20 protein-coding genes are annotated in these 21,310 nt (G+C 60.9%); 8 read left to right on the forward strand and 12 right to left on the reverse strand.

The genetic code is table 11. The features are described 5' to 3' along the window. Positions 1 to 196: 196 nt before the first annotated feature. Positions 197 to 484, forward strand: a complete 288-nt coding sequence (locus SPI01S_RS14610; protein WP_157084716.1) for a hypothetical protein — start codon at positions 197 to 199, stop codon at positions 482 to 484. 34 nt (positions 485 to 518) lie between these two features. Here the strand turns inward: SPI01S_RS14610 and SPI01S_RS14615 are convergent, their stop codons facing one another. Next, positions 519 to 1,415, reverse strand: coding sequence for an iron-containing redox enzyme family protein (locus tag SPI01S_RS14615; RefSeq protein ID WP_066724233.1), 897 nt, complete (start codon positions 1,413 to 1,415; stop codon positions 519 to 521). Between the two features lie 71 nt (positions 1,416 to 1,486). Here SPI01S_RS14615 and SPI01S_RS14620 point away from each other — a divergent pair, with 71 nt between their 5' ends. Next, entirely contained in the window at positions 1,487 to 2,338 is an 852-nt protein-coding gene (locus SPI01S_RS14620; protein ID WP_157084717.1) for a Crp/Fnr family transcriptional regulator, read from the forward strand. Positions 2,339 to 2,371: 33 nt separating this feature from the next. Here the strand turns inward: SPI01S_RS14620 and SPI01S_RS14625 are convergent, their stop codons facing one another. The 5 genes from SPI01S_RS14625 to SPI01S_RS14645 all read right to left on the reverse strand — a co-directional run bounded on the left by SPI01S_RS14625 (position 2,372) and on the right by SPI01S_RS14645 (position 6,115). Further along, on the reverse strand, positions 2,372 to 2,812 hold the full coding sequence (locus tag SPI01S_RS14625) for a hypothetical protein (RefSeq protein WP_066723966.1): 441 nt from the start codon (positions 2,810 to 2,812) through the stop codon (positions 2,372 to 2,374). Between the two features lie 416 nt (positions 2,813 to 3,228). Then, positions 3,229 to 3,600, reverse strand: a complete 372-nt coding sequence (locus tag SPI01S_RS14630) for a cupin domain-containing protein (RefSeq protein ID WP_066723969.1) — start codon at positions 3,598 to 3,600, stop codon at positions 3,229 to 3,231. Between the two features lie 198 nt (positions 3,601 to 3,798). Continuing rightward, positions 3,799 to 4,173, reverse strand: a complete 375-nt coding sequence (locus SPI01S_RS14635; RefSeq protein WP_066723972.1) for a response regulator — start codon at positions 4,171 to 4,173, stop codon at positions 3,799 to 3,801. Between the two features lie 627 nt (positions 4,174 to 4,800). Continuing rightward, a complete protein-coding gene (locus SPI01S_RS14640; protein WP_306305027.1) occupies positions 4,801 to 5,559 on the reverse strand; it encodes an EAL domain-containing protein in 759 nt (252 codons plus the stop codon). 172 nt (positions 5,560 to 5,731) lie between these two features. Then, entirely contained in the window at positions 5,732 to 6,115 is a 384-nt protein-coding gene (locus SPI01S_RS14645) for a low affinity iron permease family protein (protein ID WP_169804523.1), read from the reverse strand. Between the two features lie 277 nt (positions 6,116 to 6,392). Here SPI01S_RS14645 and SPI01S_RS14650 point away from each other — a divergent pair, with 277 nt between their 5' ends. Both SPI01S_RS14650 and SPI01S_RS14655 read left to right on the forward strand, forming a co-directional pair. Further along, positions 6,393 to 9,668, forward strand: coding sequence for a PAS domain-containing hybrid sensor histidine kinase/response regulator family protein (locus SPI01S_RS14650; RefSeq protein ID WP_084253489.1), 3,276 nt, complete (start codon positions 6,393 to 6,395; stop codon positions 9,666 to 9,668). A 665-nt stretch (positions 9,669 to 10,333) separates the two neighbouring features. Further along, entirely contained in the window at positions 10,334 to 11,788 is a 1,455-nt protein-coding gene (locus tag SPI01S_RS14655; RefSeq protein ID WP_169804524.1) for a sensor histidine kinase, read from the forward strand. Here SPI01S_RS14655 and SPI01S_RS14660 read toward each other — a convergent pair. The 4 genes from SPI01S_RS14660 to SPI01S_RS14680 all read right to left on the reverse strand — a co-directional run bounded on the left by SPI01S_RS14660 (position 11,785) and on the right by SPI01S_RS14680 (position 16,229). After that, the gene (locus tag SPI01S_RS14660; protein ID WP_084253490.1) at positions 11,785 to 12,141 is read right to left on the reverse strand and encodes a response regulator; all 357 of its coding nucleotides are present in this window, start codon (positions 12,139 to 12,141) and stop codon (positions 11,785 to 11,787) included. The genes SPI01S_RS14655 and SPI01S_RS14660 overlap by 4 nt on opposite strands. Before the next feature lie 502 nt (positions 12,142 to 12,643). Beyond that, positions 12,644 to 13,743, reverse strand: a protein-coding gene (locus SPI01S_RS14665) for an IS3 family transposase (protein WP_157084719.1) whose coding sequence is annotated in 2 segments (ribosomal slippage) — positions 12,644 to 13,491 and positions 13,491 to 13,743 — 1,101 coding nt in all. Because the reading frame shifts where the segments join, the coding sequence is not laid out codon by codon here. Positions 13,744 to 14,306: 563 nt separating this feature from the next. Further along, entirely contained in the window at positions 14,307 to 14,735 is a 429-nt protein-coding gene (locus tag SPI01S_RS14675) for a hypothetical protein (RefSeq protein ID WP_066723993.1), read from the reverse strand. A 282-nt stretch (positions 14,736 to 15,017) separates the two neighbouring features. After that, positions 15,018 to 16,229 (reverse strand): DUF2252 family protein, encoded by a 1,212-nt coding sequence (locus SPI01S_RS14680; RefSeq protein WP_066723995.1) that lies wholly within the window; start codon positions 16,227 to 16,229, stop codon positions 15,018 to 15,020. Positions 16,230 to 16,420: 191 nt separating this feature from the next. Here SPI01S_RS14680 and SPI01S_RS14685 point away from each other — a divergent pair, with 191 nt between their 5' ends. Then, a complete protein-coding gene (locus tag SPI01S_RS14685; RefSeq protein WP_157084720.1) occupies positions 16,421 to 16,915 on the forward strand; it encodes a hypothetical protein in 495 nt (164 codons plus the stop codon). A 173-nt stretch (positions 16,916 to 17,088) separates the two neighbouring features. Here SPI01S_RS14685 and SPI01S_RS14690 read toward each other — a convergent pair whose 3' ends face one another. Beyond that, a complete protein-coding gene (locus SPI01S_RS14690; protein ID WP_066724001.1) occupies positions 17,089 to 17,778 on the reverse strand; it encodes an alternative oxidase in 690 nt (229 codons plus the stop codon). 198 nt (positions 17,779 to 17,976) lie between these two features. Here SPI01S_RS14690 and SPI01S_RS14695 point away from each other — a divergent pair, with 198 nt between their 5' ends. Both SPI01S_RS14695 and fixJ read left to right on the forward strand, forming a co-directional pair. Next, positions 17,977 to 19,434 carry a two-component system sensor histidine kinase NtrB gene (locus SPI01S_RS14695; protein WP_066724004.1) on the forward strand — a complete coding sequence of 486 codons (1,458 nt, stop codon included), beginning with the start codon at positions 17,977 to 17,979 and terminating at the stop codon, positions 19,432 to 19,434. Further along, complete coding sequence (fixJ, locus tag SPI01S_RS14700; protein ID WP_066724007.1) at positions 19,424 to 20,038, forward strand: response regulator FixJ; 615 nt, start codon at positions 19,424 to 19,426, stop codon at positions 20,036 to 20,038. Before SPI01S_RS14695 ends, fixJ begins: the two co-directional genes overlap by 11 nt. A gap of 79 nt (positions 20,039 to 20,117) precedes the next feature. Here fixJ and SPI01S_RS14705 read toward each other — a convergent pair whose 3' ends face one another. Beyond that, positions 20,118 to 20,516: a VOC family protein gene (locus SPI01S_RS14705; protein WP_066724009.1), complete on the reverse strand. Its 399-nt coding sequence runs from the start codon at positions 20,514 to 20,516 to the stop codon at positions 20,118 to 20,120. 84 nt (positions 20,517 to 20,600) lie between these two features. Between SPI01S_RS14705 and SPI01S_RS14710 the strand changes: the two genes are divergently transcribed. Continuing rightward, the gene (locus tag SPI01S_RS14710; RefSeq protein WP_066724011.1) at positions 20,601 to 21,305 is read left to right on the forward strand and encodes a helix-turn-helix transcriptional regulator; all 705 of its coding nucleotides are present in this window, start codon (positions 20,601 to 20,603) and stop codon (positions 21,303 to 21,305) included. Positions 21,306 to 21,310 lie beyond the last annotated feature (5 nt).

Consider the following 21,310-nt stretch of genomic DNA (forward strand, 5'->3'; position numbering starts at 1 on the left):
CCCGAGATCGTCTGGCGTTCGCGGCTTAGCGTGGCGGAAGGCGACTAGCGCATCGACGCGAAGCTTCGCTCCGACTATGCTGAGGATCTGCGCGCCCGTAAATCTTGTCACGCGCGCTTGCGCTCACGAGCAGCATCCGCGAGGAAGCGAGATGCTCAGGTGCTTGATCTCCCCACTCCTCGCAGTTGTGCTTACGTTGGCGAGTATCTCGATCCATCCGGTCTCCGACGAGGAGGCGCTGTATGGCCATGAAGGTGCGCTCGAGCGCTACTATCTACCGCGAGAAGTCGCAGGGTGGCCGGCCCCTTTCCTCGCCGATGATCCCGGAACGTCAGTTCCGCACAAGATCGGGATGGAGGACGTGCTGCGGCCAGGATCGCTCGTGGCGACCTGGTGCTTCTGGTTCGTCGTCGTGATCGGCTTGCGGAAGCTTCTGAAGCTACTGACGTCCGGCCGGCGGGAAGTCCGGCCTGCCTCGGAATGAAATCGTGCCACACTGCTCCTAGCAACGTTAGAACCTAGCTCCAAAGGCGGCTCCGGTAAGCATCGAAGCATCGAGCGCCGCATCGAAGCCGGATCAACGCACCTTCTGCCATGGCCCAAGCCCGACGCGGGTCCGCTTCCACGGCAGGCATAATCGCCTCACGGTTCCAATCCTCGCTGTGCCTGATGTCGAGCACTGCGTGCAGCGTAAAGTATCTGGCTTCCTTCGGCGTAAGCCCCACGCGCTTGAGCCCTTCGGCGACCATCGCAGAGCGACCCGGCGCAGTCAGTTCAATGATTCCAAGGGCCCCGACTGAATGCCAGGCGTAACGCCGATTGGTTGCCATGGCAGTCATAGCATTGGCAAGGCAGAGGCTTTCCCAAACTGTGTTTTCGATGGCGGGAGTGACACATAGCGTCTCGACAAGGCCATCGAGCATAGGACCATGCATGCCTTTTTGCGTGCCGTGGCCCATTTCGTCCCAATAGTTCCTCGCAAGTTCAAGCTTCGGCCGGGTTGGAAGCTTCACCTGCGTAAGAGCCACGAGATCTTCAAAACCGGCTTCCCCTGCCGCCTCCTGCTCGAAGAACCATCGCAGCTCGTCGCGCGTAGCCTCAGCAGCTAGCCACGGAAATAGAGGATCTCCCTGGCCCGGGCCCATCTCCCTCAGGCCTTCGAACCAGGCGATGAATTCACGTGCTTCGGTCGGAACCGTGGCTGCCTCCTCAGCCACTTCGGCCCGAAGCTCTTCGAGGAACTCGCCCTCCAGCCGGCGCATCCGAACCTCGTCCTCGAACCTGGGTCGCCACGCCTTGCAGACGAAACTCGGCTCCAGCCTTTCTCGGTTCCAATGTGCGAGCTCGCGCTGGAAGGCGTCCGCCAAGAAATGTGACGATTGACTCGCGCGAATGCAGTTTGAAGCTGCGGTCATGGCGCTGACTCCCCTTTTCGCCGCAAACTCGCGCGTCATTGGGAAGTTCCTTGGTCGGAACGGTAGCGTCCATGAGCGTGGCACTGGTACAACGGAGGGAAAGTGCGCGATTCAAACAGTCGCCTATCAGCGGCGCTACGTGCCCCAACGAGACGGTTGAATTCGTCCTGCAAATGTCTGTTACTGGTTGTATGAAACATGGAGCACATCCAGCCGATATCCAGCCGACGATCCTGCGGTTGTCCAAACTCATGGCCTTGGGGGAGGGGGATATAGAGACCCTCCGCATCGCGAGCGGAATGGCTTTCGCGCTGCCAGCTGGCCGGGCGCTGAGCAAGCTTGACCAGGAAGCCTCCAACCCAGCGGCCGTTCTGGGCGGCTGGCTTGCTCGTGTTCGTCAGGGCCGGGATGGAAAGAGGCAAATCCTAGACATCTATCTTCCGGGCGACATCATCACTCCAAACCCGAAGATCAAACCTTACGTGGCTGGTGCGATCGTTGCAGTGCATGATGTCCATCTTTGCCAACTTCCGGCCTCGTTGAGCGATACGCTGAGCACGGCCCTGCTGCTTAGCCGGCAGCTGGATGAGGAACGGCTTCTGAGGCAGATCTATCGCGTCGGGCGAATGACCGCATCGGAGCGCATTTACGACTGGATGATCGAAACCGGAGACCGACTGCGCGTTGCAGGCCTGGCGGGCGAAAATGAGTTCATGCTTCCATTGAGGCAGGATCTCGTCGCTGACATTTTGGCGCTGACCGCGGTACACCTCAATCGAACGCTGAAGGACCTACGTCTTTCCGGTAAGCTGACGTGGCGCCTGGGGAAGGTTCGCATTTCGCCTGACCAAACTGTACGATCAAGACACAGCCCATTCGACATTACTCATTCACCTGAAGCCCACCGCTCAGACTATGGCTGAACGGCGGCGTCATGAACGCTCGCGCTGATCCGCTTACGGCTTTTCGTCTGTCGAAAGAAGGCCCTCCGGAGCATCGGATCCGCGCATGATGGCGGAGCAGAACGACTCTTGAAGAAGAAGGTAGTCGTATACCGCTTCCTGCAGGCTCCTGACGGAGAGCCGGTAAGCAGGCCAAAACGTTTGAAGCGCCACCTCCTTCCAAGCATCTAGGTGCCGTTCCACACTCGCTATCAGTTGAGCAGTACGCGCACGATGAAGCGTTGTCTCTTCCGGCCACTGTGACGCAAGGGCGGGCAGGGAGCAGAAGGCGAGTGCGCTCCTAAGAGCGTGGAGCACCTCCGTCTCCGCAACGCCAAGGGCTTGATGACGTTCATCAAGGGAGTTTGGCTCCGACGTTTCGACAACGTTCTCGAGCGCATTCAGCGCCTGCCACGCGAGCGGATACACGGCATCTTTGAACGCTCCGGCGGGCATCAGCGTCGGTCCTTCCAAGCGGGATCGCGCTACGAGAACTCGATTATGACGCCAGTGTTGCGGCGCAGCGGTAATGCGCCTCGAAATCAGGTTGGAGCGGGGGAGGGGGGGCTGGTGTTTGGGCGGCGGCGGCAGCGCAGATGAAGAGGTGTTCGGACTGGGTCTGCGGCGCTGCGCCGGGGCATCGCGCGCGCTTCCGCAAACTGCCAAGACCCGATGAACAGACGCCGTGATATGGCGGGTCAGAGTGCCTCCCTGGCGGACAGTATATCGCTCAGAGGGCCGCCGGCGCGAAACAACCCTCAATGGCTGGCGAGAGCCAGGAAAAACTGGCCCTCGCCCCCTCGCGATCGGCTCACAAATTCAATACAGCGCTTCGCCCGCAGCCGCCTGTCCGGCGCCTGCGGAACCGCGCGTCACTCTGCTTCAGCGGCTTCCGCATCAGCCTTCGTCTTGTGGCTGACGCCTTCTTCCTCCGCAGGGGGAGAGTATACCGTGAACAGCTTCAAGGGTTCTTCACCCTTGTTGATGATGTTGTGCTTGGCACCCTTGGGGATGACGATCATGTGATTGGCGGACACCTTGGTGCGGCTGCCGTCGACGACCGCCTGCCCCTCGCCAGATACGAAGAAGGTGGTCTGGTCGGCGTCATGCGTCTCCTCGCCAATGTCGTCACCGGGTTCGATGCTCATGAGCACGATCTGGCAGTTTTCGTCGTAGTAGACCTCCTTCTGGAAGTTCTTGTTCTTGTTCGCAGCCTCGATGATATCCTTGTTGAAGATCGCCATGACAATTTTCTCCGGGAACAGGTGATGCTCACAAACGAGCGGCGCTCGCGAGGAGGGCGGGAGGGCAACGCTGCCGCCGAGCTAATGATCCGCGATCGTTATTCCAGTCAGCGCATTGCACGTGCTTCTGTGGAGATCGGTCGATCACCGCGAAGGGTCGCTCCACGCTGCACCGTCATCGTGCAGCCGCGTTGCCGCCTATCCGGTTCTGCTCGCCTGCAATTGCACAAGCTGCGTCAGCTGATCGGCCCGATAAGGTTTTGGGAGGTAGATGCCGTGATCAGGGAGATCCTCGGAGCCTAGCCAATGGCGACCAGACGTGACTATCACCTTGATGTGTGGATAGCGAACGGCCACGATATCCGCGAGTTGAAGACCGTCGATCTCTCCTGGCATGTTGATGTCAGTGAAGAGGACCGCTACCCTGTGCGCTGCTAGCTGCTCCAGAGCCTGCATCGCGTCTGCTGCCTCCAGCACTGCGAAACCGCTCTCTTCGAGCGCGTCCGCAGCTATCATCCTGACGAACATCTCGTCCTCGACGACTAGAACCGTCGACGTGCAGTCTTCGCTCATAAGCCTCTCCTGAGGCTCCAGCGGACAGGGAGAAAGTAAGTTCCCTTCATCCCGCCGTTTTCGCGAGTCGTAGAAGATCGGTTACTTGAGTGGCGGAGCCTTTTCTGCTTGAGTGCGTCTTGGGCCATGTGCGGCGCAGTTAGCATGCCCCGCGTTTACGCACTCGTGACACTTGCGTTTCAATTTGCGATGTCGGGAGCGTGTCGTACGCGGCGGTGCTTAGAGCATAATCGCAATCAAACTGAACGAGGTTCGTGGGTTTGGTTTGTGACGACACGGTTTACATCAGGTTGCTATGACAATCTCGGTTCGGGAGATCGCTCATGCACTATCGGTGCTATTCGCTAGATCGACATGCGAGGATCCTTGCCGGCGTCGACCTGGAGGCTGCAGACGATACGGACGCTATCGGGCAAGCCAGCGAGATGCCGGCGGAGCGGTGGGAGCTGTGGTGCGGCGCGCGGAGAGTGGCTCAGGCTTTCGGCGAAGCTGATGTTCCACTCGGTGCGAACGCGGCGTACACATTGCGGCAATCTGAAGGCTCGCAGGAAACCGTTGGTCCCGCATCTGCACCGTTGTTACAGAACTTGTGAAGGCTTACGCGACGGCAGCGCATCCAACTGATTACTAAAGGAGCCAGCTCGGCAATTCAGCTAGCTGCTCGATAAGGGGCTTGCCATAGAGATATCCCTGTTGATACCTGACGCCTAGATCGAGAAGCGCGTTCGCTTCATCGTGCGTTTCCACGCCCTCGGCGATCAGGACTGTTTGAAGCTCATCGCACATTCGTGCGACCGCTCGAACGATGGCCTGGCGTCGCCGATCGGCCGCTATGCCTCGAATGAGCTCCATATCGAGTTTCACTTCGTCCGGTTCGAAGTTCGCGAACATGTCCAACCCGGAGTGGCCTGCGCCAAAGTCGTCAATCGCGACTTTGAAGCCGATGTTCTTGTAGGTTTCGATGATCTCCATCACGTGCTTGGTGGACGTCATCATCTCGGTTTCGGTGAACTCGAATATGATTCGATCGATCGGCAGCAACGCGCTGGCGGCAGCCGCAAGTGTCAGCTGGATGCAGGCCCAGGGCGAGTAGACGGCGTTGGGAAGAAAGTTAATCGAGAGCATAGCATCCGATTCGACCAGCCCAGCGGACATCGCGGAACCGATGGCTTTGACGCGGCACGCTTGGTCGAATGCGTAGCGGTTCTCGTCGGTCACAGAAGACAGGATTGAAGCAGCGCCTGCTCCATCAGTGCCTCGGACCAGAGCCTCGTAGGCGAACACGATGCCAGCATGAACATCGACTATGGGCTGAAACGCCATCGCGAAAGGAACTTCGAAACCAGTTCCGTTACGGCATCCACTGCAAATCCGTTTCATTTCCATGATTTACCATCTTAGGGCGCTTAACCTAAACAACGGTAAATTCCTGAGCTCGCACGAAAACCGAAGTTAATGCCTCCTGGCAGGCGTGATGGCGTGGTCAAGTTGATCAGCCGCCTGAGACGCATCCCGCGAGCTGCAGCCGTCCGAGCGTCGCGACCTGCTTCCGGCGAAGTCACCCCAGGTTGTTCTTAGATCCGCGCTCCTGAAGAACCTCCTCGGCTGCATCCCCTGTCCGGCGAAGTGCCTCAAGTTCCTCGGTCGTCTTGCTTTCGATGCCGGCCACCTCGTTGCGGGCTCCCTTGATCGCGTAGACCAGCTCGTCGATCTTGAGGTGGAGCGCCTGCTCGCTGCGACGCTGCCCATTGAGGACCATCTGGGTGAGCGATATCGAAGCGACGGACAAGATGAGCGTGAGGCTGTTCTCTCCCGCTTCGCCGGCCTCGACGAACCAGCCCGCGCAGAACAAGGCCACGAGGATGATGGCTATGGGAGCGCCGGCCAGATCGGCAGTTCTGCCCGCCAAGCGGCTTCCCGCCTCGTTCATCTTCTTCCACATCGCTATCAACCCTGCACAGTTGGGGGCGGGAGTTCTGCCGCCCTTCAAAAGGTCGTCGAACGGACTGGCAGCGGCGCGTACGAGAGGCTTCCGGGCCATTCTCGCTGCGTGCGGCAGCCAACCCCTCGCAGACGCTGGACTAGCGGCCGTTTAGCAATCCCGCAACGGAACGCGCTGAATGGCCGCGATCGCGTGTATGCACCTTCCACGCGGCTGCGGCTTTGGATAATGGCGGCACGGCGCCGCTACCCCCTATGCGAGCGCGAGGCGAACACTGATGAGCAACCCCGAAGGTGCATTCGGCGAACTGATGATGATTACCTCGCTCAGCGAAATGGCCACACTGATCGAAGAACGGGACTGGTCGGGTACCGCGCTGGGCGCGCGCGCGCAGTGGCCTGCCGCACTTCGCACGCTGGTAGACCTCATGCTCGGATCGAATCAGCCCATGTTCATCTGCTGGGGCGAAGATCGAACTCTGCTGTACAACGATCAGTATGCCGCGCTCCTGGAGAAGAAACACCCTGCAGCGCTCGGTAAGGACATCCTGTACGTCTGGGATGAAATTGCAGACGAACTGCGGCCGATCGTTGATCGTGCGTACGGCGGCGAGTCGGTCCACATGAGCGACATCTCCTTCCTGATCAACAGGACCGGCGATCTCGAGGAGGCGCATTTCAGCTTTTCCTACACTCCGATCCGCCTGGACGCTGACGTGGCAGGCTTCTTCTGCGCCTGCACGGAGACAACGAGGCAGGTTCTGGCCGAACGGGAGCTAGCTTCGGAGGCGGATCGTCAGCACAAGCTGTTCGCGCAGGCGCCCGGCTTCATCACCATCCTGAACGGCGCCGATCATCGCTTCGAGTTCGTCAATGCGGCCTATGAGAGGCTGTTTGGGCCCCGCGAATTCATAGGGCGTCCGGTGCGCGACGTATTTCCCGAGCTGGAAGGGCAGGATTTCTTCAGGTGGCTCGACCAGGTCTACCGCACTGGTGAGCAGCTAGTCGCTGAAAACCTGCCCATCACTCTGCAGGGCCGGGAGGGCACCTCGCAGCAGTTGTACCTGACCTTCATCTACCAGCCGGTGACGGATCCGCAGGGAAGAACGACGGGCATATTCTGCGAGGGTTTCGACGTCACTGAAGCCTATCGTGCGAAAGAAGCCGCGCAGCGCAGCGAAGAGAGGCTTAGAGAAAGCGAGGAGCGCCTTCGACTCGCCACCGAGCTGACGGAAGTCGGTCTATGGGATGCCGATCTCCAGCGTCAGACCCGGTCATGGTCGCCCCAGATGAGAGCCATGTTCGGCGTCTCTGTGGACGCCCCTGTGGCGATGGACGACTTTCTGGAAGGGCTCCATCCCGAGGATCGACCATTCGTCGAGCAGGCATATATGGATGCCGTCGACCCCGAGAAGCGTGCCTTCTATGATGTCGAATATCGCACCATCGGGCGCGACGACGGCCTGATAAGATGGGTCGCCGCGAAGGGGCGGGGCATCTTCGACGACAGTGGCGTGTGCGTTCGCGTCCTTGGTACCGCGCTCGACATCACTCGTCGCAGGCAGGCTGAAGCGGCGCAGCGCGCGCAAAGCGAAGAGTTCGCTGCCGTGTTCGACGCAGTGCCGGCCGGCATCTGGATCGCGCGTGATCCGAGCTGCCGTGACATCGTGGGCAATCAAGTCGCGCATGCGCTCACCCGCATGCCGGTCGGCTCCAACATGTCCAAGAGTGCTCCTGCGGACGAAGCTCCTACGCACTTCAGGGTGTTGGGTGCCGATGGGGCTGAGCTGACGCCGGAAGAGATGCCCGTTCAGAAAGCTGCACGAGGCGATCTCGTCCGCAATTTCGAAGAGCAGATCGTCTTCGATGACGGCACGGTCACCCATCTGCTTGGCAATGCCACGCCGCTTCATGACGAGCGTGGCAACGTTCGGGGCGCCGTCGCGGCATTCGTGGACATCAGCGATCGTAAGGCTGTCGAGACGTCTCTCCGGGAGAGTGAGGAGCGCTTTCGTCAGCTTGCCGAAACGCTTGACCAGGTGTTTTACGTGACGGAGCTGAAGGAGCGTCGTCTCTCCTATCTGAGTCCTGCGTACGAAAAAGTTTGGGGGCGGCCCGTAGCAGAACTAGTCGGGGACCTGTCCTCATTTTTCAACACGATCCATCCGGACGATCGTGAACAGGTCGCTTCCGTTCTCCCCTCCCAGATGGCCGGCCTGTCGGCCGAACTCGAGTATCGCATCATCAGGGGTGACGGCGCGGTCCGGTGGATCAGGGATCGCTTCTTTCCCATTCGCTCGCCCGATGGCGAGCTCGTGCGCGCGGTGGGTCTTGCCGAAGACATCACGGAGAGCAGGCAGCTCCAGGATCAGCTACTGTCGCTCAACGAGACGCTGGAACAGCGTGTTCTGGAACGCACGAAGGAGCTTCAGCATGCGGAGGAGGCGCTTCGGCAGAGCCAGAAGCTGGAGGCGATGGGCCAGCTGACTGGAGGCGTCGCTCACGACTTCAACAATCTTCTCACGCCCATCATCGGCAGCCTCGACATGCTTCAACGCCGAGGATTTGGCGACGAACGCGCACGCCGACAGATCGACGGCGCTCTTCAATCTGCAGAGAGGGCAAAGACGCTCGTTCAGCGGCTGCTTGCGTTTGCGCGGCGACAGCCCCTGCAAGCCACTGCCGTCGACATGGAGGCGCTCGTCGGCGGCATTTCCGAGCTGATTTCGAGTACTCTCGGCCCACAGATTGAGCTGGTCACCGACATAGAACGCGATCTCCCCTGCGCGCGTGCCGATGCTAACCAGGTCGAGATGGCGATACTGAACCTCGCTGTGAACGCTCGCGACGCGATGCCAAGTGGCGGCAAGCTCACGATCAGCTGCAACAGCGTGGTCGTGAGCGGCGCGCATCCGGCGAAACTTGGGCCCGGCAGATATCTTCGGCTGGCCGTTACCGACACGGGCGCAGGCATGGACGAAGCTACCATAAAGCGCGCCATCGAGCCGTTCTTCAGCACCAAGGGCGTGGGGAAAGGCACAGGCCTTGGCCTGTCCATGGTACATGGTCTCGCCTCCCAGCTGGGCGGCGCACTCACCATCACCAGTCGGCTGCAACACGGAACCAGCGTCGAACTTTGGCTCCCTTCCGCGGCCGGTGGCAGCCAAAGCGACGGTATCGAAGCAGCGAAGCTAAAGCCCCACGGCGTGGGCACCGTTCTACTGGTGGATGACGATCAGCTCGTCAGATCAAGCACCGCCGATATGCTCACCGACATGGGATACGAGGTCGAGGAAGCGATCTCGGCGGAACACGCGGTGCAACTGCTGAAGGGCGGGATCGTCTTCGACCTCCTGATTACGGATCACTTGATGCCGGGCATGACCGGAACGGACCTCGTCAGCGAAGTGCGGGGTCGTCGACCCGATGTGCCCGTTCTCGTTATCAGCGGCTATGCCGAGGATAAGGGCATCGATCCGGATCTTCCGCGCCTCATCAAGCCCTTCCGTCAACATGAACTCGAGGCGATGCTGACCAGCCTTACTGCCGCATAGGCGCATGTAGATCAGCTCAGCCTGAGAAGGACCCGATTGCCGATCGGCAGCATGAGGCCGACGGTGGGTCGTAAATGCTCCTCCGCTAGGCGAGCGCGGGAGTGGGTAGCTTGCGCGGCTGCGGCACAATGCAGGGAACGGGCGATATCAAATTGGCGGCCCGCACCACACGAGTGGCTCGCTCAGCGTCCTCCGCCCCCGGCCCTCAGCCGCCGCCGTTGCCGGAGCCGGTTTGTGCCGGATGTTGAGCCAGATTAAGGAGGGATGCGGCGACTGTGCTATCGCTCGCAGCGAGGGGGACGCAAGTGACGCGCTTGATGTGTTTCGGTATCGCTGCGTTTCTGCAGGCACTCGCCAGCGTCGCGGGGGTAGTGTCAGGGGAAATTCCTGTCTTCCAGAGCCATCGAACGCTGAGCCGCGACCGGCCCGCTGCTGTTTTTGGGTACTGGTTGCTGCCTTGATCGGCTTTACCGTGAGCATCACCTGGGTAGCAGTAAATGCGTTTAGTAGCGCCGTGATGGATCGCGTCGGCGGGTTTGGTTGACGGGCACGAAATATTTGCAGCGTTGTCTTTGAAGCGTCGTTAGGCCTTTTGGTCGTTGCCTCCTTCGACATCAGCGTCGGACGGGACATGTCGCAGAATTGTTGTACCGAGGGGCGAGCAAGTGGTTGAAGAGCGTAACGAGCTGCCGCTTGATCACGGCCAGGCCTATTGGCGGGCACCTGCGGTCATATCGCACATTGCGGCTTCTACTGACGCCTTGGCGGTCGCCAGTGATTTCGCTGCATTAGCTGAATATCTGCCAACCTTGTGCTGGATCGCACGAGGCGATGGCTACATCGTGTGGTACAACCGCCGATGGCACGACTATTGTGGAACCACGGCGGAGCAGATGGAGGGCTGGGGCTGGACCAGCGTCCACGACCCGGACCGTCTCCCCGAGGTCATGCAGCGGTGGGAGGCGGCCATTGCAACTGGTGCACCATTCGAGATGGTTTTTCCGCTCAGAGGCGCTGACGGGCTGTTCCGCCCATTCCTCACGCGCATCGTGCCTGTTCGCAACGAGAAATCGGAAATCGTTCGTTGGCTGGGGGTGAACACCGAAATTGGTGCACAGATCCAGGCTGAGGCAGCTCTGGCTGCCAGCGAAGCAAAGTATGAAGTGCTCACGGATGCCATGCCGCAGATGGTGTGGTCCACGCTACCCGATGGCTACCACGACTATTACAATGCGCAGTGGTATCGGTTCACCGGGATGCCGGCGGGTTCCACCGATGGCGACGCTTGGAACGGCGTATTTCATCCCGAGGACCAGCCTAGGGCATGGGACAGATGGCGCTCCAGTCTTGCAAGCGGAGAGCCGTACGAGATCGAGTATCGGCTGCGGCACCACAGTGGCGAATACCGCTGGGTACTTGGCCGAGCACTGCCGGTTCGTAGCGGCGACGGCAAGATCATCCGCTGGATCGGCACCTGCACGGACATCCACGACGCCAAGCTGACTGCGGAGCGGAATGAGCTGCTGAGTCGAGAGCTCAGCCACCGGATCAAGAATATCTTCGCCGTCATATCGGGGCTGGTGAACCTGACAGGGCGCCGAGCAGGCGAGTTGCGTCCGCTGATGAACGAGCTTCTAGGGCGTATCGCCGCCCTAGGGCGCGCCCACGAATTCGCTCGTCCGCATAGCCCGGAATCGAAGCCGGATCTCGGACAGAGCTCGCTGCTTGGGTTGCTGGCCGAGCTGCTCAAGCCATATGACGCCGATGGTCGCATCCGGATTCACGGTGTGGATACAGTTATCGACGACAAGGGCGCGACGCCCATTGCGCTCGTCGTTCATGAGCTGGCAACCAATGCCGCTAAATACGGCGCACTCTCTACGCCCTCTGGAAGCCTGGACGTGGCGGTCGACCGAACGGTCGACGCAATTTCCATCACCTGGCAAGAAGCTGGTGGCCCTCCTGTAGAAGGGGAGCCGCGCAGGCAGGGGTTCGGCACCCAACTATCCGAACTAAGCGTTCAGCGGCAGCTCGGAGGAGTGATCACGAAGGATTGGCGCGCGGAAGGCCTCTGCGTCGTCATTCTAGTGAAGGCAACGCAGCTCCATCGGGGCGGTTAACCCTGATCCACGCTTCGAAGGTCTTCCACTGTCTGCGCAAGTTGCGCCTCGGTCCAGGGCTTGCTGACCACCCCAAGAAGGCCTTCGAAAGGATCGCCGGCCTGAGCCGGATTTGCCGTGAGGATGAGAACCTTCGTACGATACCGGTTCGCCAGATCGCGCGCGATCTGGGGCCCGGTGAGACCGTCCCGCAGGTTCAGATCCACAAGCGCCAGATCGGGCTGTCCGTTGGCGAGCTCCATTGCCGTGGGTGTATCAGGTGCTATGCCCAAAACCTCGCACCCCAAGTCCTCAATCGCTGCCTCTAGGTGCAGAGCTGCGAAAATCTCGTCTTCGACAATTAAGACTTTCATGACCGTTCCTGAAGTCGATTGCAGCGAGCAACGCGCAGCTCTCCACCAATATCCGTGGCGGTGGCAGATTTCCAAGCCTTGGTCGATTGAGCCTGCTGGCGAAACCTGGCTGATGACCGCAACGCGCTACTCCACAGCATTCGTGCTATCAGCATGTTTACTCGTGCAAAGTTCGCCACATTCGCCCCTATGAGGCACTAGGCAGTAGGTACGTATTTCGAATAATCGTCACCTAGTGGCTTGCGAACGCATCTGGAACAGCATCAATGGGCGTTCGTTTGGCAGTCTTGGTAGTGAATAGTGCCTCTAGCCAGTCGTTCCTGGGTGGTCTGCCTCCGCTGATGGATTTCGGCTTTGCGCGTTGCGCCAATGCGGGAGACCGTATGCGGCAGAATGACCCAATGTGACGTGCTCCCCTTTTCTCCTCCACTCATAAGTAGAGTCCGGGGCTGCCTGAGGGTCCCCCGGTTTCTCATCCAGCTTGGGCGTGAGTATCCGGTGTTCATTCGGCGGCCATCTTGGCCGCGACGGCAGCATATTCGACCGGCGTCAGCCAGCCAAGCGATGTGTGAGGGCGGCTCTCGTTATAGTCCCGGCGCCAGGCCTCGATCTTGGCCCGGGCATCGGCCAGCGACAGAAACCAGTGCGCGTTCAGGCACTCGTCGCGCAAGCGACCGTTAAACGATTCCACGAAGGCGTTGTCGGTGGGTTTGCCCGGCCGGCTGAAGTCCAGCGTGACGCCGTTCTCGTACGCCCAGCGGTCGAGTGCCTTCGAAATGAACTCCGGCCCGTTGTCCACCCGAATGGTCCGTGGGGCGCCGCGGATCGAGGAGATCCGCGCCATCGTCGCAACCACCTGCTCGCCCTTGATGCCCTGGTCCACATCGACCGCCAGCGCTTCGCGCGTGAACGCGTCGACCACCGTCAACGCCCGCAAGCGCCGGCCGTCGAACAGGGCGTCGGACACGAAGTCCATCGACCACATCTCGTTGGCAGCCGATGCCGCGGGTTGCCGCACCCGGTTGGCGGCGCTGACGTTCCGCCGGGGCTTCTTGAGCCGAAGGCTCAGTCCATCCTCCCGATAGAGCCGATACACACGCTTGTGGTTCACGACCCATCCTTCCCTGCGGAGCAGGATGTAGATGCGGAAATAGCCGTAACGCGTTCGCGCCGCCGCCAGATCGCGGATGCGCATCACCAGCGGCGTCTGGTCCGGCCGGTGCGAGATGTACCGCACCGACGAACGTTCGATGCCCAATGCCGAACAACTGCGCCGCTCGCTGACACCGTGGGACGCCTGGACGTGCGCGACAATCTCGCGCCGCCGTCCAGGCGTCAGAGCTTTTTTGCCAGCACATCCTGCAGGATATGCTTGTCGAGACTCAGGTCAGCGACCAGCTGTTTCAGCTTCCGGTTCTCCTCCTCGAGCTGCTTCACCCGCCGTAGCTCGCCCACGCCCAGCCCGCCGTACACCTTCTTCCAGCGGTAGAAGGTCTGCTCCGATATCCCCATCCGGCGGATCACCTCGGCAACCGGCGTGCCCGTCTCCGCCTGCTTCAGCGCAAACGCAATCTGCTCTTCCGTGTACCGCGATTTCTTCATGTCCCAGCTCCTTGCCAAAAGGCTTCAAAGGGCCGGAAAACTCTCGCTCAAAACGGGCCAAAAAACAGGGGGGACGTCAAATGGTGCGACTAGGTTTGGTCATGATCGTCATGCTGGCGCTTCTGGTCATCGTGATCATTTTCAGATCATTTCTGCATCACCATGGATGAAGCTTTACCTTTTCCAAGCCGCTTCTCCTTCCGGCAGGCAACATGCACGTGCGAAGCTATACCTCTTCCTCCTAGAAGCACCTTCGCAATCTCCTTCCACGATCGACATTCTGGTTGGCGCCGCGACGGGATCAAGTGCTCTGGGCGACGTAGCGGCGTCGATGTTGAACTTTGAAGTGAGCGACGGCGCTCATCCGTACGATTTTATCGGCGGGAACGGTAGAAGCCGCATATGCACTACCGGTCCCGTCCAGCTCCCGTTGCTGACCCCGAGACGCCGAACTCGCGTTCTCCTTCTGAGCTTAGGTCGGCCCCGGGCAGGGCGCGGCTTGCCAGGGCAAGGCGACACTATTCAGTCTCACAGCGGAAGCAGGTGACACCTCGCTCGACTGCTCAGAGTGCTCTTTCCTTCAGACGAGTGCGCAACGTTCTCCGCTCACGCTCTATCTGCTCGCGCATCATGCCTCGGATCACTCCGGATGCCTCGCGGTATCCACCCCAGTTCTGCTGGATGGTCCAGGAGCTCCATGCTGCAACGTGCTTGCTGGAAGCGGCGCGCTTGGCACTGAACGCCTCGAGCATCTGAGACAACTCTCCACGCAGAGAGGCGTCGGCCTGCCCTAGGAGCTTGGGAACGACCGATTCTCGAACGAACCTTGATCGCTCCGTGCTTGCTCGACTCAGCTTCACTCGGATGGCGGCCAGCTCCGCAAGATTCGGCAAATCGCGGCTGCAGTGCGCTTCGACCTCCGCGATGCCGGCCTCGATTGCGGCATGGTGTTGATCTAGCTCGTGGAGCAATGTCGTGACAGCAGTGGCCATTCTTCGAACCTGCCTAACCTTCAGGCGCGGCATAGCAGAACATGCCTACCTGTTCGTTAAGCGGTTCTGCAGCGCGAAGGCTCGTCTTCACACGCGCGTCGGGCCCGTCGTGGGAGCTGCAGCCGGCACGCTGCCATCTCGTAGCATGCGAGAAGCCTGAGCTTCATACCTGCGCTATCGCCGTGGCTGGTGGCGCGGCAGCTTGGCGGTTCAGTAGACAGCTTCATGCCTCATGAACCACGAGCGGGTCGAAGAATGCATCTGCCTTTGACTGCTTCGATATCAGGCGGCGAGCGCGTACCGCCTGCAGTGCTCAAGATATCCCATCTCGTGATGCCCGGCGAGGGACACGACACTCTCCCAAAGCCAGGATGGCGCATCCAGGTCGCCGCGACGTGCGGCGCCTAGGGTTTCGAGCCACGCCGCTCGCGCCTCCGTGTTGAGCTGCCGTGCATGTGCTCTACCGACGACGAACGCCAGATAGCGCGCCGATTTAACCGCCTCGGATCGATTGAACTGATCGAGTTCGACTTTCAGATCCTGCGGTGCAAGTTCTCTCGCGAAGAGTGAGCGCCCATTCATGCGAACGGCTGCCATCCGCATTCCCAGATGGGGAGACAACGCGCGAGCCGCCGCTACGACGCGATCGGCAGCGTCGAGCGGCATCTGGGCGCCTGGTGCTGCAGGCGCGACCGGTGCGACTGCCTCCTTCAAGTCGACGAGCGCGTAGTCCATTCTTCCCTTTTGGTCGGGCAGAGCTACGATCGCTGCGTATCGCAGCAGCCCCAGCGAGCTGCACCCCTTCATCCAGTAGGCGGCATCCACCAGGTGGACGTCTAGAGCCCGATCGTCGTCTTCGAGCGCGAGCACGGTCGCAAGCACCCCCGGCTCGTGGAGTGCAGCTTCAAGGTCTACGCGCTCTTTCCTGGCGATAGGCCAAAATCGCTTGCCCAAGGGGATCTGAGGCTCGACCGCTTCCAACCTCTCCTTCGCAAGATGCCGCCACCGGCGACCCAGCGCCCGTCGCTTGACGCTCTGTACGACATCCGGCTCGACACCTGGGTCGCCGCTGGTAGGATCATGGGTCGCGGCGGCATAGCCTTCCACCATCTCCTCCATCATCCGCGCGGTTACGACACCGGGTAGGTCTGCTCCTCTTGCGGCGGTTGCGAGCGACAGGCCAAGGCGAATGAGATCGTGCGCAGGGTTGCCGATGACAGCTTGGTCCATGTCTCGGATCTGAACCTCTACCCGGCCGTCTCCGTTGGCGATCGGACCCAGGTTCCCGACATGGCAGTCGCCGCAGATCCAGATGGAAGGTCCATGCGGCACCCTCCCGGAGGCGGGGGAGGCTCCTAGCCAGTCATAGAACTTGGCTGTGTTTCCTCGCACATACGCATGTGCAGACCGCGCCGTCTTCAGGTTGCGGCTGGCGGTCAGAACGGCGTTGCGGTTGGATGGGGAAGGGAATGAGGGGACTTCTTTTTTCGGCATGGCGGTCACAACACGCGAGGTCGGGAAAGGTAACGAAGTGTTGCTGTTGCACCCAAGATGCGAACCGTTGTCAATCTGGCCCGTGGCTCTGCCTTTACCCTCTCCCTCACGCGTCCTCCGAACCTCGGCCCGGCGGCGGTGGCGATCAGCTTGGGGGGCTAATCGAGTACCCCGCAGGCGTGCAGATCCTGATGGAGAAGTTCGACGGAGGTCTACGTAGCGACGGCCGAAGATCTGTGTGCCATTCGATCGATCAGGAGGTGGTGCCCATGACAGGACTCGGGAAGGCCCGGAACTGCAGCGTTGCGTTGCTCGACCTCGACGATCAGGCGCGTCGTGCGACGCACCTCTTCCTGGCGAGCGCTGGGTGCAATGTACACTCGTTCCGCTCACCAGAGGCGGTCCTGCGAAGTCGCCAGAAGAGTAGTGCTGATGTTTTGCTGGCCGCAGTATCGGCGCCGTGGTCCGAGGAGCTGTTCGACCTGCTGCCGGCGCTGAAGCATTCCGGATGGGAGGGAACTGGCATCTTGATGGTCAGGGACGACAATGCTGAGATGCTGCCTTGTTTCCTTGAAGGGGGATACTCGGCGGTGATTTCGCCACTCAAGGGGTGGTACCGACCGCTGTCGATCGAAGTCAGCCTCGAAGATCTACTATGCGTCCGACCGGCCAATCTCATCGACTAGCGACGGTGATGGGCTGAGCCGATACCGCCGCGCTCGAAGCAGGCCGCATCGTGCTTCATCACAAACCGCAGAGTCTCCGTAAAGAGTTCACATCAAAGACCGCGCGCCGGTTTGGTCTAGCGCGCGGTCCTCAAGTTGCTGATCAGCAGGCCAGGTCTGCTTGCTTCCAGATTTTAGGAAGCCTTCTTCCAGATGGGTTCAAGCGCCACATGAGGCGGGCATTCCGCGACGGCACCGGTCGGGAGGCCGGCGAGCTCGTTGGCGAAGCCGTGGTTCACGTCACGGTGGTGCGCTTCGTCTGCACGAACCACCAGCACGACATCACGAAGCGTCGCGTCGTCAGGCAGGTTCCAGTACCGCTTTGCGATCTCCGGCGCCGCCACGTTTTCACTCCTGCCCTCGTCGATTTCGGCGAGGTAGTGGGTGTAGCTGATCACCGCCTCCTCCTCGAAGTACCCGACCACCCGGTGCGCCGTCTTCGAGCTGACGAGATAGAGAGCGAAGAAGAAGAGATAGAAGACCCACTGAACGCCGATGATCACGGCTCGCTCAAACCAGGTGGGCTTGGAGATCTCGATGAACGTCATCAGGTGCATGCGCTCATTCTCGGCCTCGTCCATCAGCGTCCGGATCCAGCCCTTGTCGTCGCAGATGCGTCGCAGGCAGGCGAGATGGGTGATAGTCGCGCCGACCATACCGGGCACGGCCGCCACGGTCTCGAGCACCACTGCGCGATGTCCGTAACGCTCGGCGAAGAAGGTGTCCGCCGTCCAACGCAGCAGCTTGGTGAACCCGAACGCGATACGGTCGGAGAACCCCTTCGGCTGGTGATGAACGCTCAGGTCGATGAAAGGCGATTTCATGATGCTTCTCCGCTATGCAGGATCTCTGTGTGTTGCCTCCTTCTATGCCGGGTAGAGATGGTGGAAAATTTGGATGTTGTCCCTACTGCGTATACCCTAAGGAACCTTCCGGAGGCAGCACCACTGCCTTGCAGCTGAAGGTACCCTGTGATCAGCCGGCGTCCGCTTCTCCAGCATCACTACCTTCCGAGCTTGTCCATGCCGGCCGCCCTGGCGCTGGCGGCAGCAGCGATCGGGCTCGGCGCGGGCGTTCGCATCTGGTTTGCTGTCGAGCTTGGGCAGCGCGCAACCTTCATCTTCTTCGTTCCTGCTGTGGTTCTGGCGAGCGCTTTCTCCGGCATCAGCGCTGGCCTCATGGCGAGCGTCGCTGGTGCAGGCGTGGGCCTTCTATGCGACAGCATGGCCGGGCCTATCGGTGCCGGTAGTGAAATTGCAGCTCTCGCCTTCATCATCATCGGCGGCGCAGTCGCTCTGGGTGGCGAATGGTTTCAACGTGCTCGCGCCGAAGCCGACCAGGTGACGGAGGGGCTGGCTCGCAGGGAAGCACATCTTCGATCTCTGCTCGACACGGTGCCGGACGCAATCGTGGTAATCGACGAGGAGGGGCTGATCCGAGACTTCAGCCCGGCCGCTGAAATCATGTTCGGCTGGGACGCGGAGGATGTGCGTGGCCAGAACGTCAGCCGTTTGATGCCCTCCCCGTATAGGGCGGCACACGACAGCTATCTGAAGCGCTACTACGAGACCGGTGAACGCCGGATCATCGGCAAGGGAAGGGTAGTAGTGGGGCAGCGCAGGGATGGCTCGACGTTCCCAGTGGAGCTGGCCGTCGGCGAGATGCACGTAGCAGGTCAGCGGCACTTCACCGGTTTCATTCGGGACCTTACCGAACGCCAGAAGACTGAAGCGCGCGTGCAGGAGCTACAGGGGGAGCTGATACGTGTGTCGAGGCTCACCGCGCTTGGAGAACTGGCTTCTGCTCTAGCGCACGAGCTGAACCAGCCGCTGTCGGCTATAGCGAACTATCTGCAAGGCAGCCGGCGCCTTCTTGCACGAGAGGAACCTCCGCTCGATCGTGTAGCCGATGCCCTTGACAGGACCTCCGCTCAGGCGCTGCGCGCCGGCGACATCATCAGACGCCTTCGGGAGTTCGTCTCTCGTGGAGAGACCGAGCGAACCGTGGAGAGCCTGCCCAAGCTCGTCGAGGAAGCCAGCGCTCTTGCTCTACTTGGCGCCAAGGAACACGAGATCAGCGTGCGCTACGACTTCGCAGACGATCTCCGCCCAGTCGTTGCGGACAGGGTGCAGATCCAGCAGGTTGTGCTCAACCTCGTGAGGAATGCCGTCGACTCCATGGTTGCAGGGCCCGGGAGTTCTCGGGATCTCATCATCAAGCTCAAGCTTGCCGATGGCGATCTCGCCGAGGTTTGCGTCGAAGATACAGGCCCCGGTATCGACCCGGAGGTGGCAGAGCAGCTCTTCAAACCCTTTGTCACTACAAAGCGCTCAGGCATGGGCGTAGGCCTCTCCATTTCGCGAACGATCGTCGAGGCGCACGGCGGCCGGATATGGGCAGCGCCTCGGGACGGCGGCGGAGCGCGCTTCTGCTTCACGGTGCCTATGGTTGACGAACAGGAGTTGAAGGGTGGCCAGTGATCCCATCGTCTATGTGATCGACGACGATGACGGTGCGCGCGATGCGCTTGAATTCCTGCTCGACACCGCGTCCATCCGCGTACGTTCCTTCGCTTCCGCCGACAGGTTTCTGGCCGCCGCGCCACCGCTGCACGGGGCATGCATCGTGACGGACGTTCGCATGCCCGGGATGAACGGCATCGAACTTGTCGAAGAGCTGAAGAAGCGCGGAGCGAACGTGCCCGTCATCGTCGTGACCGGTCATGCCGACGTCCCCTTGGCGATCCAAGCCCTCCACGCAGGTGTCGCGGACTTCATCGAGAAGCCCTTCCACGACGAGTTGATGCTCGACGCCATTCGCAAGGCGATTGCGGATCGCGACGTCGTCGAGCAGGTTGAAGCGGAGCGCGCTGAGGTGCGTAGCAGGATCGAAGCTCTCAGCGGGCGGGAGCGCGAAGTCATGGATGGTCTGGTAGCGGGCAAGGCAAACAAGGCCATCGCCTTCGACCTCGGCATCAGTGCGCGGACCGTTGAAGTATATCGGGCGAACGTCATGATGAAGTTGAAGGCCAAGACCCTGTCCGACCTCGTGCGGATGGTCACGAACGCTCATAACGCCCGATGAATCGCGCGGCGGCCCGCGTATTGCCGCTCTCCACAACTGGCTCGGCCCGTCACCCAATCGCGACTGTTCTCGCGATCGTTCACCTTGAGGAAAATCGAGCCTTCGCCGCGTCGGTAGTGGGCGTGAAGAGGCTAACCAGAGTCCCTTCCGGATCGCGGAACTGAGCCGAGCGGTTTCCCCAAGGCAGAAGCTTCACCTCGCGCACCAGCATTGCGCTCCCCTTCATCCGCTCGACCGCTGCGTCGACGTCATCGACCATGAACTCCAAGATCGCCGTCCGGTTCGCGCTGGGCTCGGCGCTGCCACTTGCGAAGAGCTCGACGGTTTCAGCGGATCCTATCGCCAACGTCGCGGCGGGCGTCACGATTTCGGCGAACTGAGGGGCCAGCCATTCGGCGGAATGGCCCGTCAGGCGCTCATAGAAGGCAACCATCGTGTGCATGTCCGCGGCGATGAGGCGAGTGGAGGCGAACTTCATTCGTGCAATCCCAGGAGAAGAGGTCACTTGTGTGCGTGGCGCTTGTGACACATCCCTGCTGACACCGTTCTGTCAGCAGGAGTCATGGACGTGCGACGTGCCGATCGCCTCTTTCAGATCCTTCAGATCCTTCGAAGGGCGCAAACCCCGGTAACCGGAGCCGCACTTGCCGCCGAACTCGAGGTCAGCGTTCGCACCGTCTACCGAGACGTGGCGGATCTGGTGGCGCAGCGAGTGCCCATCACCGGCGAGGCAGGTTTCGGCTATTTGCTTTCAGCAGAATACGACATGCCACCGCTCATGCTGACGCATGTGGAACTGGAGGCGATTGCGCTCGGCGCCCAGTGGGTTGCGGAGCGCGGCGATCCTCTTCTCTCCCCCGCGGCCATCGACGTCCTCGCCAAGATTGCCGCAGCTGCGCCCGCCAATTTGAAGACGGTCATAGCTGAACCAAGCACCGCGGCCGAGCCGCGCCTTGGTGAGATCGTTGAGGTCATCGACCTGGGGCAGCTACGGGACGCGATACGACACCGAACCAAGTTGCGCCTTACCTATCACGCCGAGGGAGGCGAGCGGACGGAACGCACAGTTTGGCCGATCGTCCTGGGCTACTCCGACGCAAGGCGCGTTCTCATCTCATGGTGCGAGCGTCGAGGGAGCTTCCGACACTTTCGCACTGACCGGATCGCAGCGGTGGAGCGAGTCGACCAACGCGTGCCGGAAGCACGCAACGCATTGATGCGCAAATGGAGAGCATGGCGAGCAGCCGAACTAGCGAAAGCCAGATGATCGTC

This window comes from Sphingomonas pituitosa NBRC 102491 (assembly GCF_001598435.1).
Lineage (GTDB): Bacteria > Pseudomonadota > Alphaproteobacteria > Sphingomonadales > Sphingomonadaceae > Sphingomonas > Sphingomonas pituitosa.

Bases quoted from the DNA above. Each gene is read 5' to 3' on its own strand.
- SPI01S_RS14650 (WP_084253489.1), top strand. From the start codon at position 6,393: ATGAGCAACCCCGAAGGTGCATTCGGCGAACTGATGATGATTACCTCG.
- SPI01S_RS14640 (WP_306305027.1), bottom strand. From the start codon at position 5,559: ATGGAAATGAAACGGATTTGCAGTGGATGCCGTAACGGAACTGGTTTC.
- SPI01S_RS14660 (WP_084253490.1), bottom strand. From the start codon at position 12,141: ATGAAAGTCTTAATTGTCGAAGACGAGATTTTCGCAGCTCTGCACCTA.
- SPI01S_RS14710 (WP_066724011.1), top strand. From the start codon at position 20,601: ATGGACGTGCGACGTGCCGATCGCCTCTTTCAGATCCTTCAGATCCTT.
- SPI01S_RS14705 (WP_066724009.1), bottom strand. From the start codon at position 20,516: ATGAAGTTCGCCTCCACTCGCCTCATCGCCGCGGACATGCACACGATG.
- SPI01S_RS14635 (WP_066723972.1), bottom strand. From the start codon at position 4,173: ATGAGCGAAGACTGCACGTCGACGGTTCTAGTCGTCGAGGACGAGATG.
- SPI01S_RS14675 (WP_066723993.1), bottom strand. From the start codon at position 14,735: ATGGCCACTGCTGTCACGACATTGCTCCACGAGCTAGATCAACACCAT.
- SPI01S_RS14630 (WP_066723969.1), bottom strand. From the start codon at position 3,600: ATGGCGATCTTCAACAAGGATATCATCGAGGCTGCGAACAAGAACAAG.
- SPI01S_RS14690 (WP_066724001.1), bottom strand. From the start codon at position 17,778: ATGAAATCGCCTTTCATCGACCTGAGCGTTCATCACCAGCCGAAGGGG.
- SPI01S_RS14625 (WP_066723966.1), bottom strand. From the start codon at position 2,812: ATGCCCGCCGGAGCGTTCAAAGATGCCGTGTATCCGCTCGCGTGGCAG.
- SPI01S_RS14620 (WP_157084717.1), top strand. From the start codon at position 1,487: ATGAGCGTGGCACTGGTACAACGGAGGGAAAGTGCGCGATTCAAACAG.
- SPI01S_RS14685 (WP_157084720.1), top strand. From the start codon at position 16,421: ATGGAGAAGTTCGACGGAGGTCTACGTAGCGACGGCCGAAGATCTGTG.
- SPI01S_RS14615 (WP_066724233.1), bottom strand. From the start codon at position 1,415: ATGACCGCAGCTTCAAACTGCATTCGCGCGAGTCAATCGTCACATTTC.
- SPI01S_RS14680 (WP_066723995.1), bottom strand. From the start codon at position 16,229: ATGCCGAAAAAAGAAGTCCCCTCATTCCCTTCCCCATCCAACCGCAAC.
- SPI01S_RS14645 (WP_169804523.1), bottom strand. From the start codon at position 6,115: ATGTGGAAGAAGATGAACGAGGCGGGAAGCCGCTTGGCGGGCAGAACT.
- SPI01S_RS14695 (WP_066724004.1), top strand. From the start codon at position 17,977: ATGCCGGCCGCCCTGGCGCTGGCGGCAGCAGCGATCGGGCTCGGCGCG.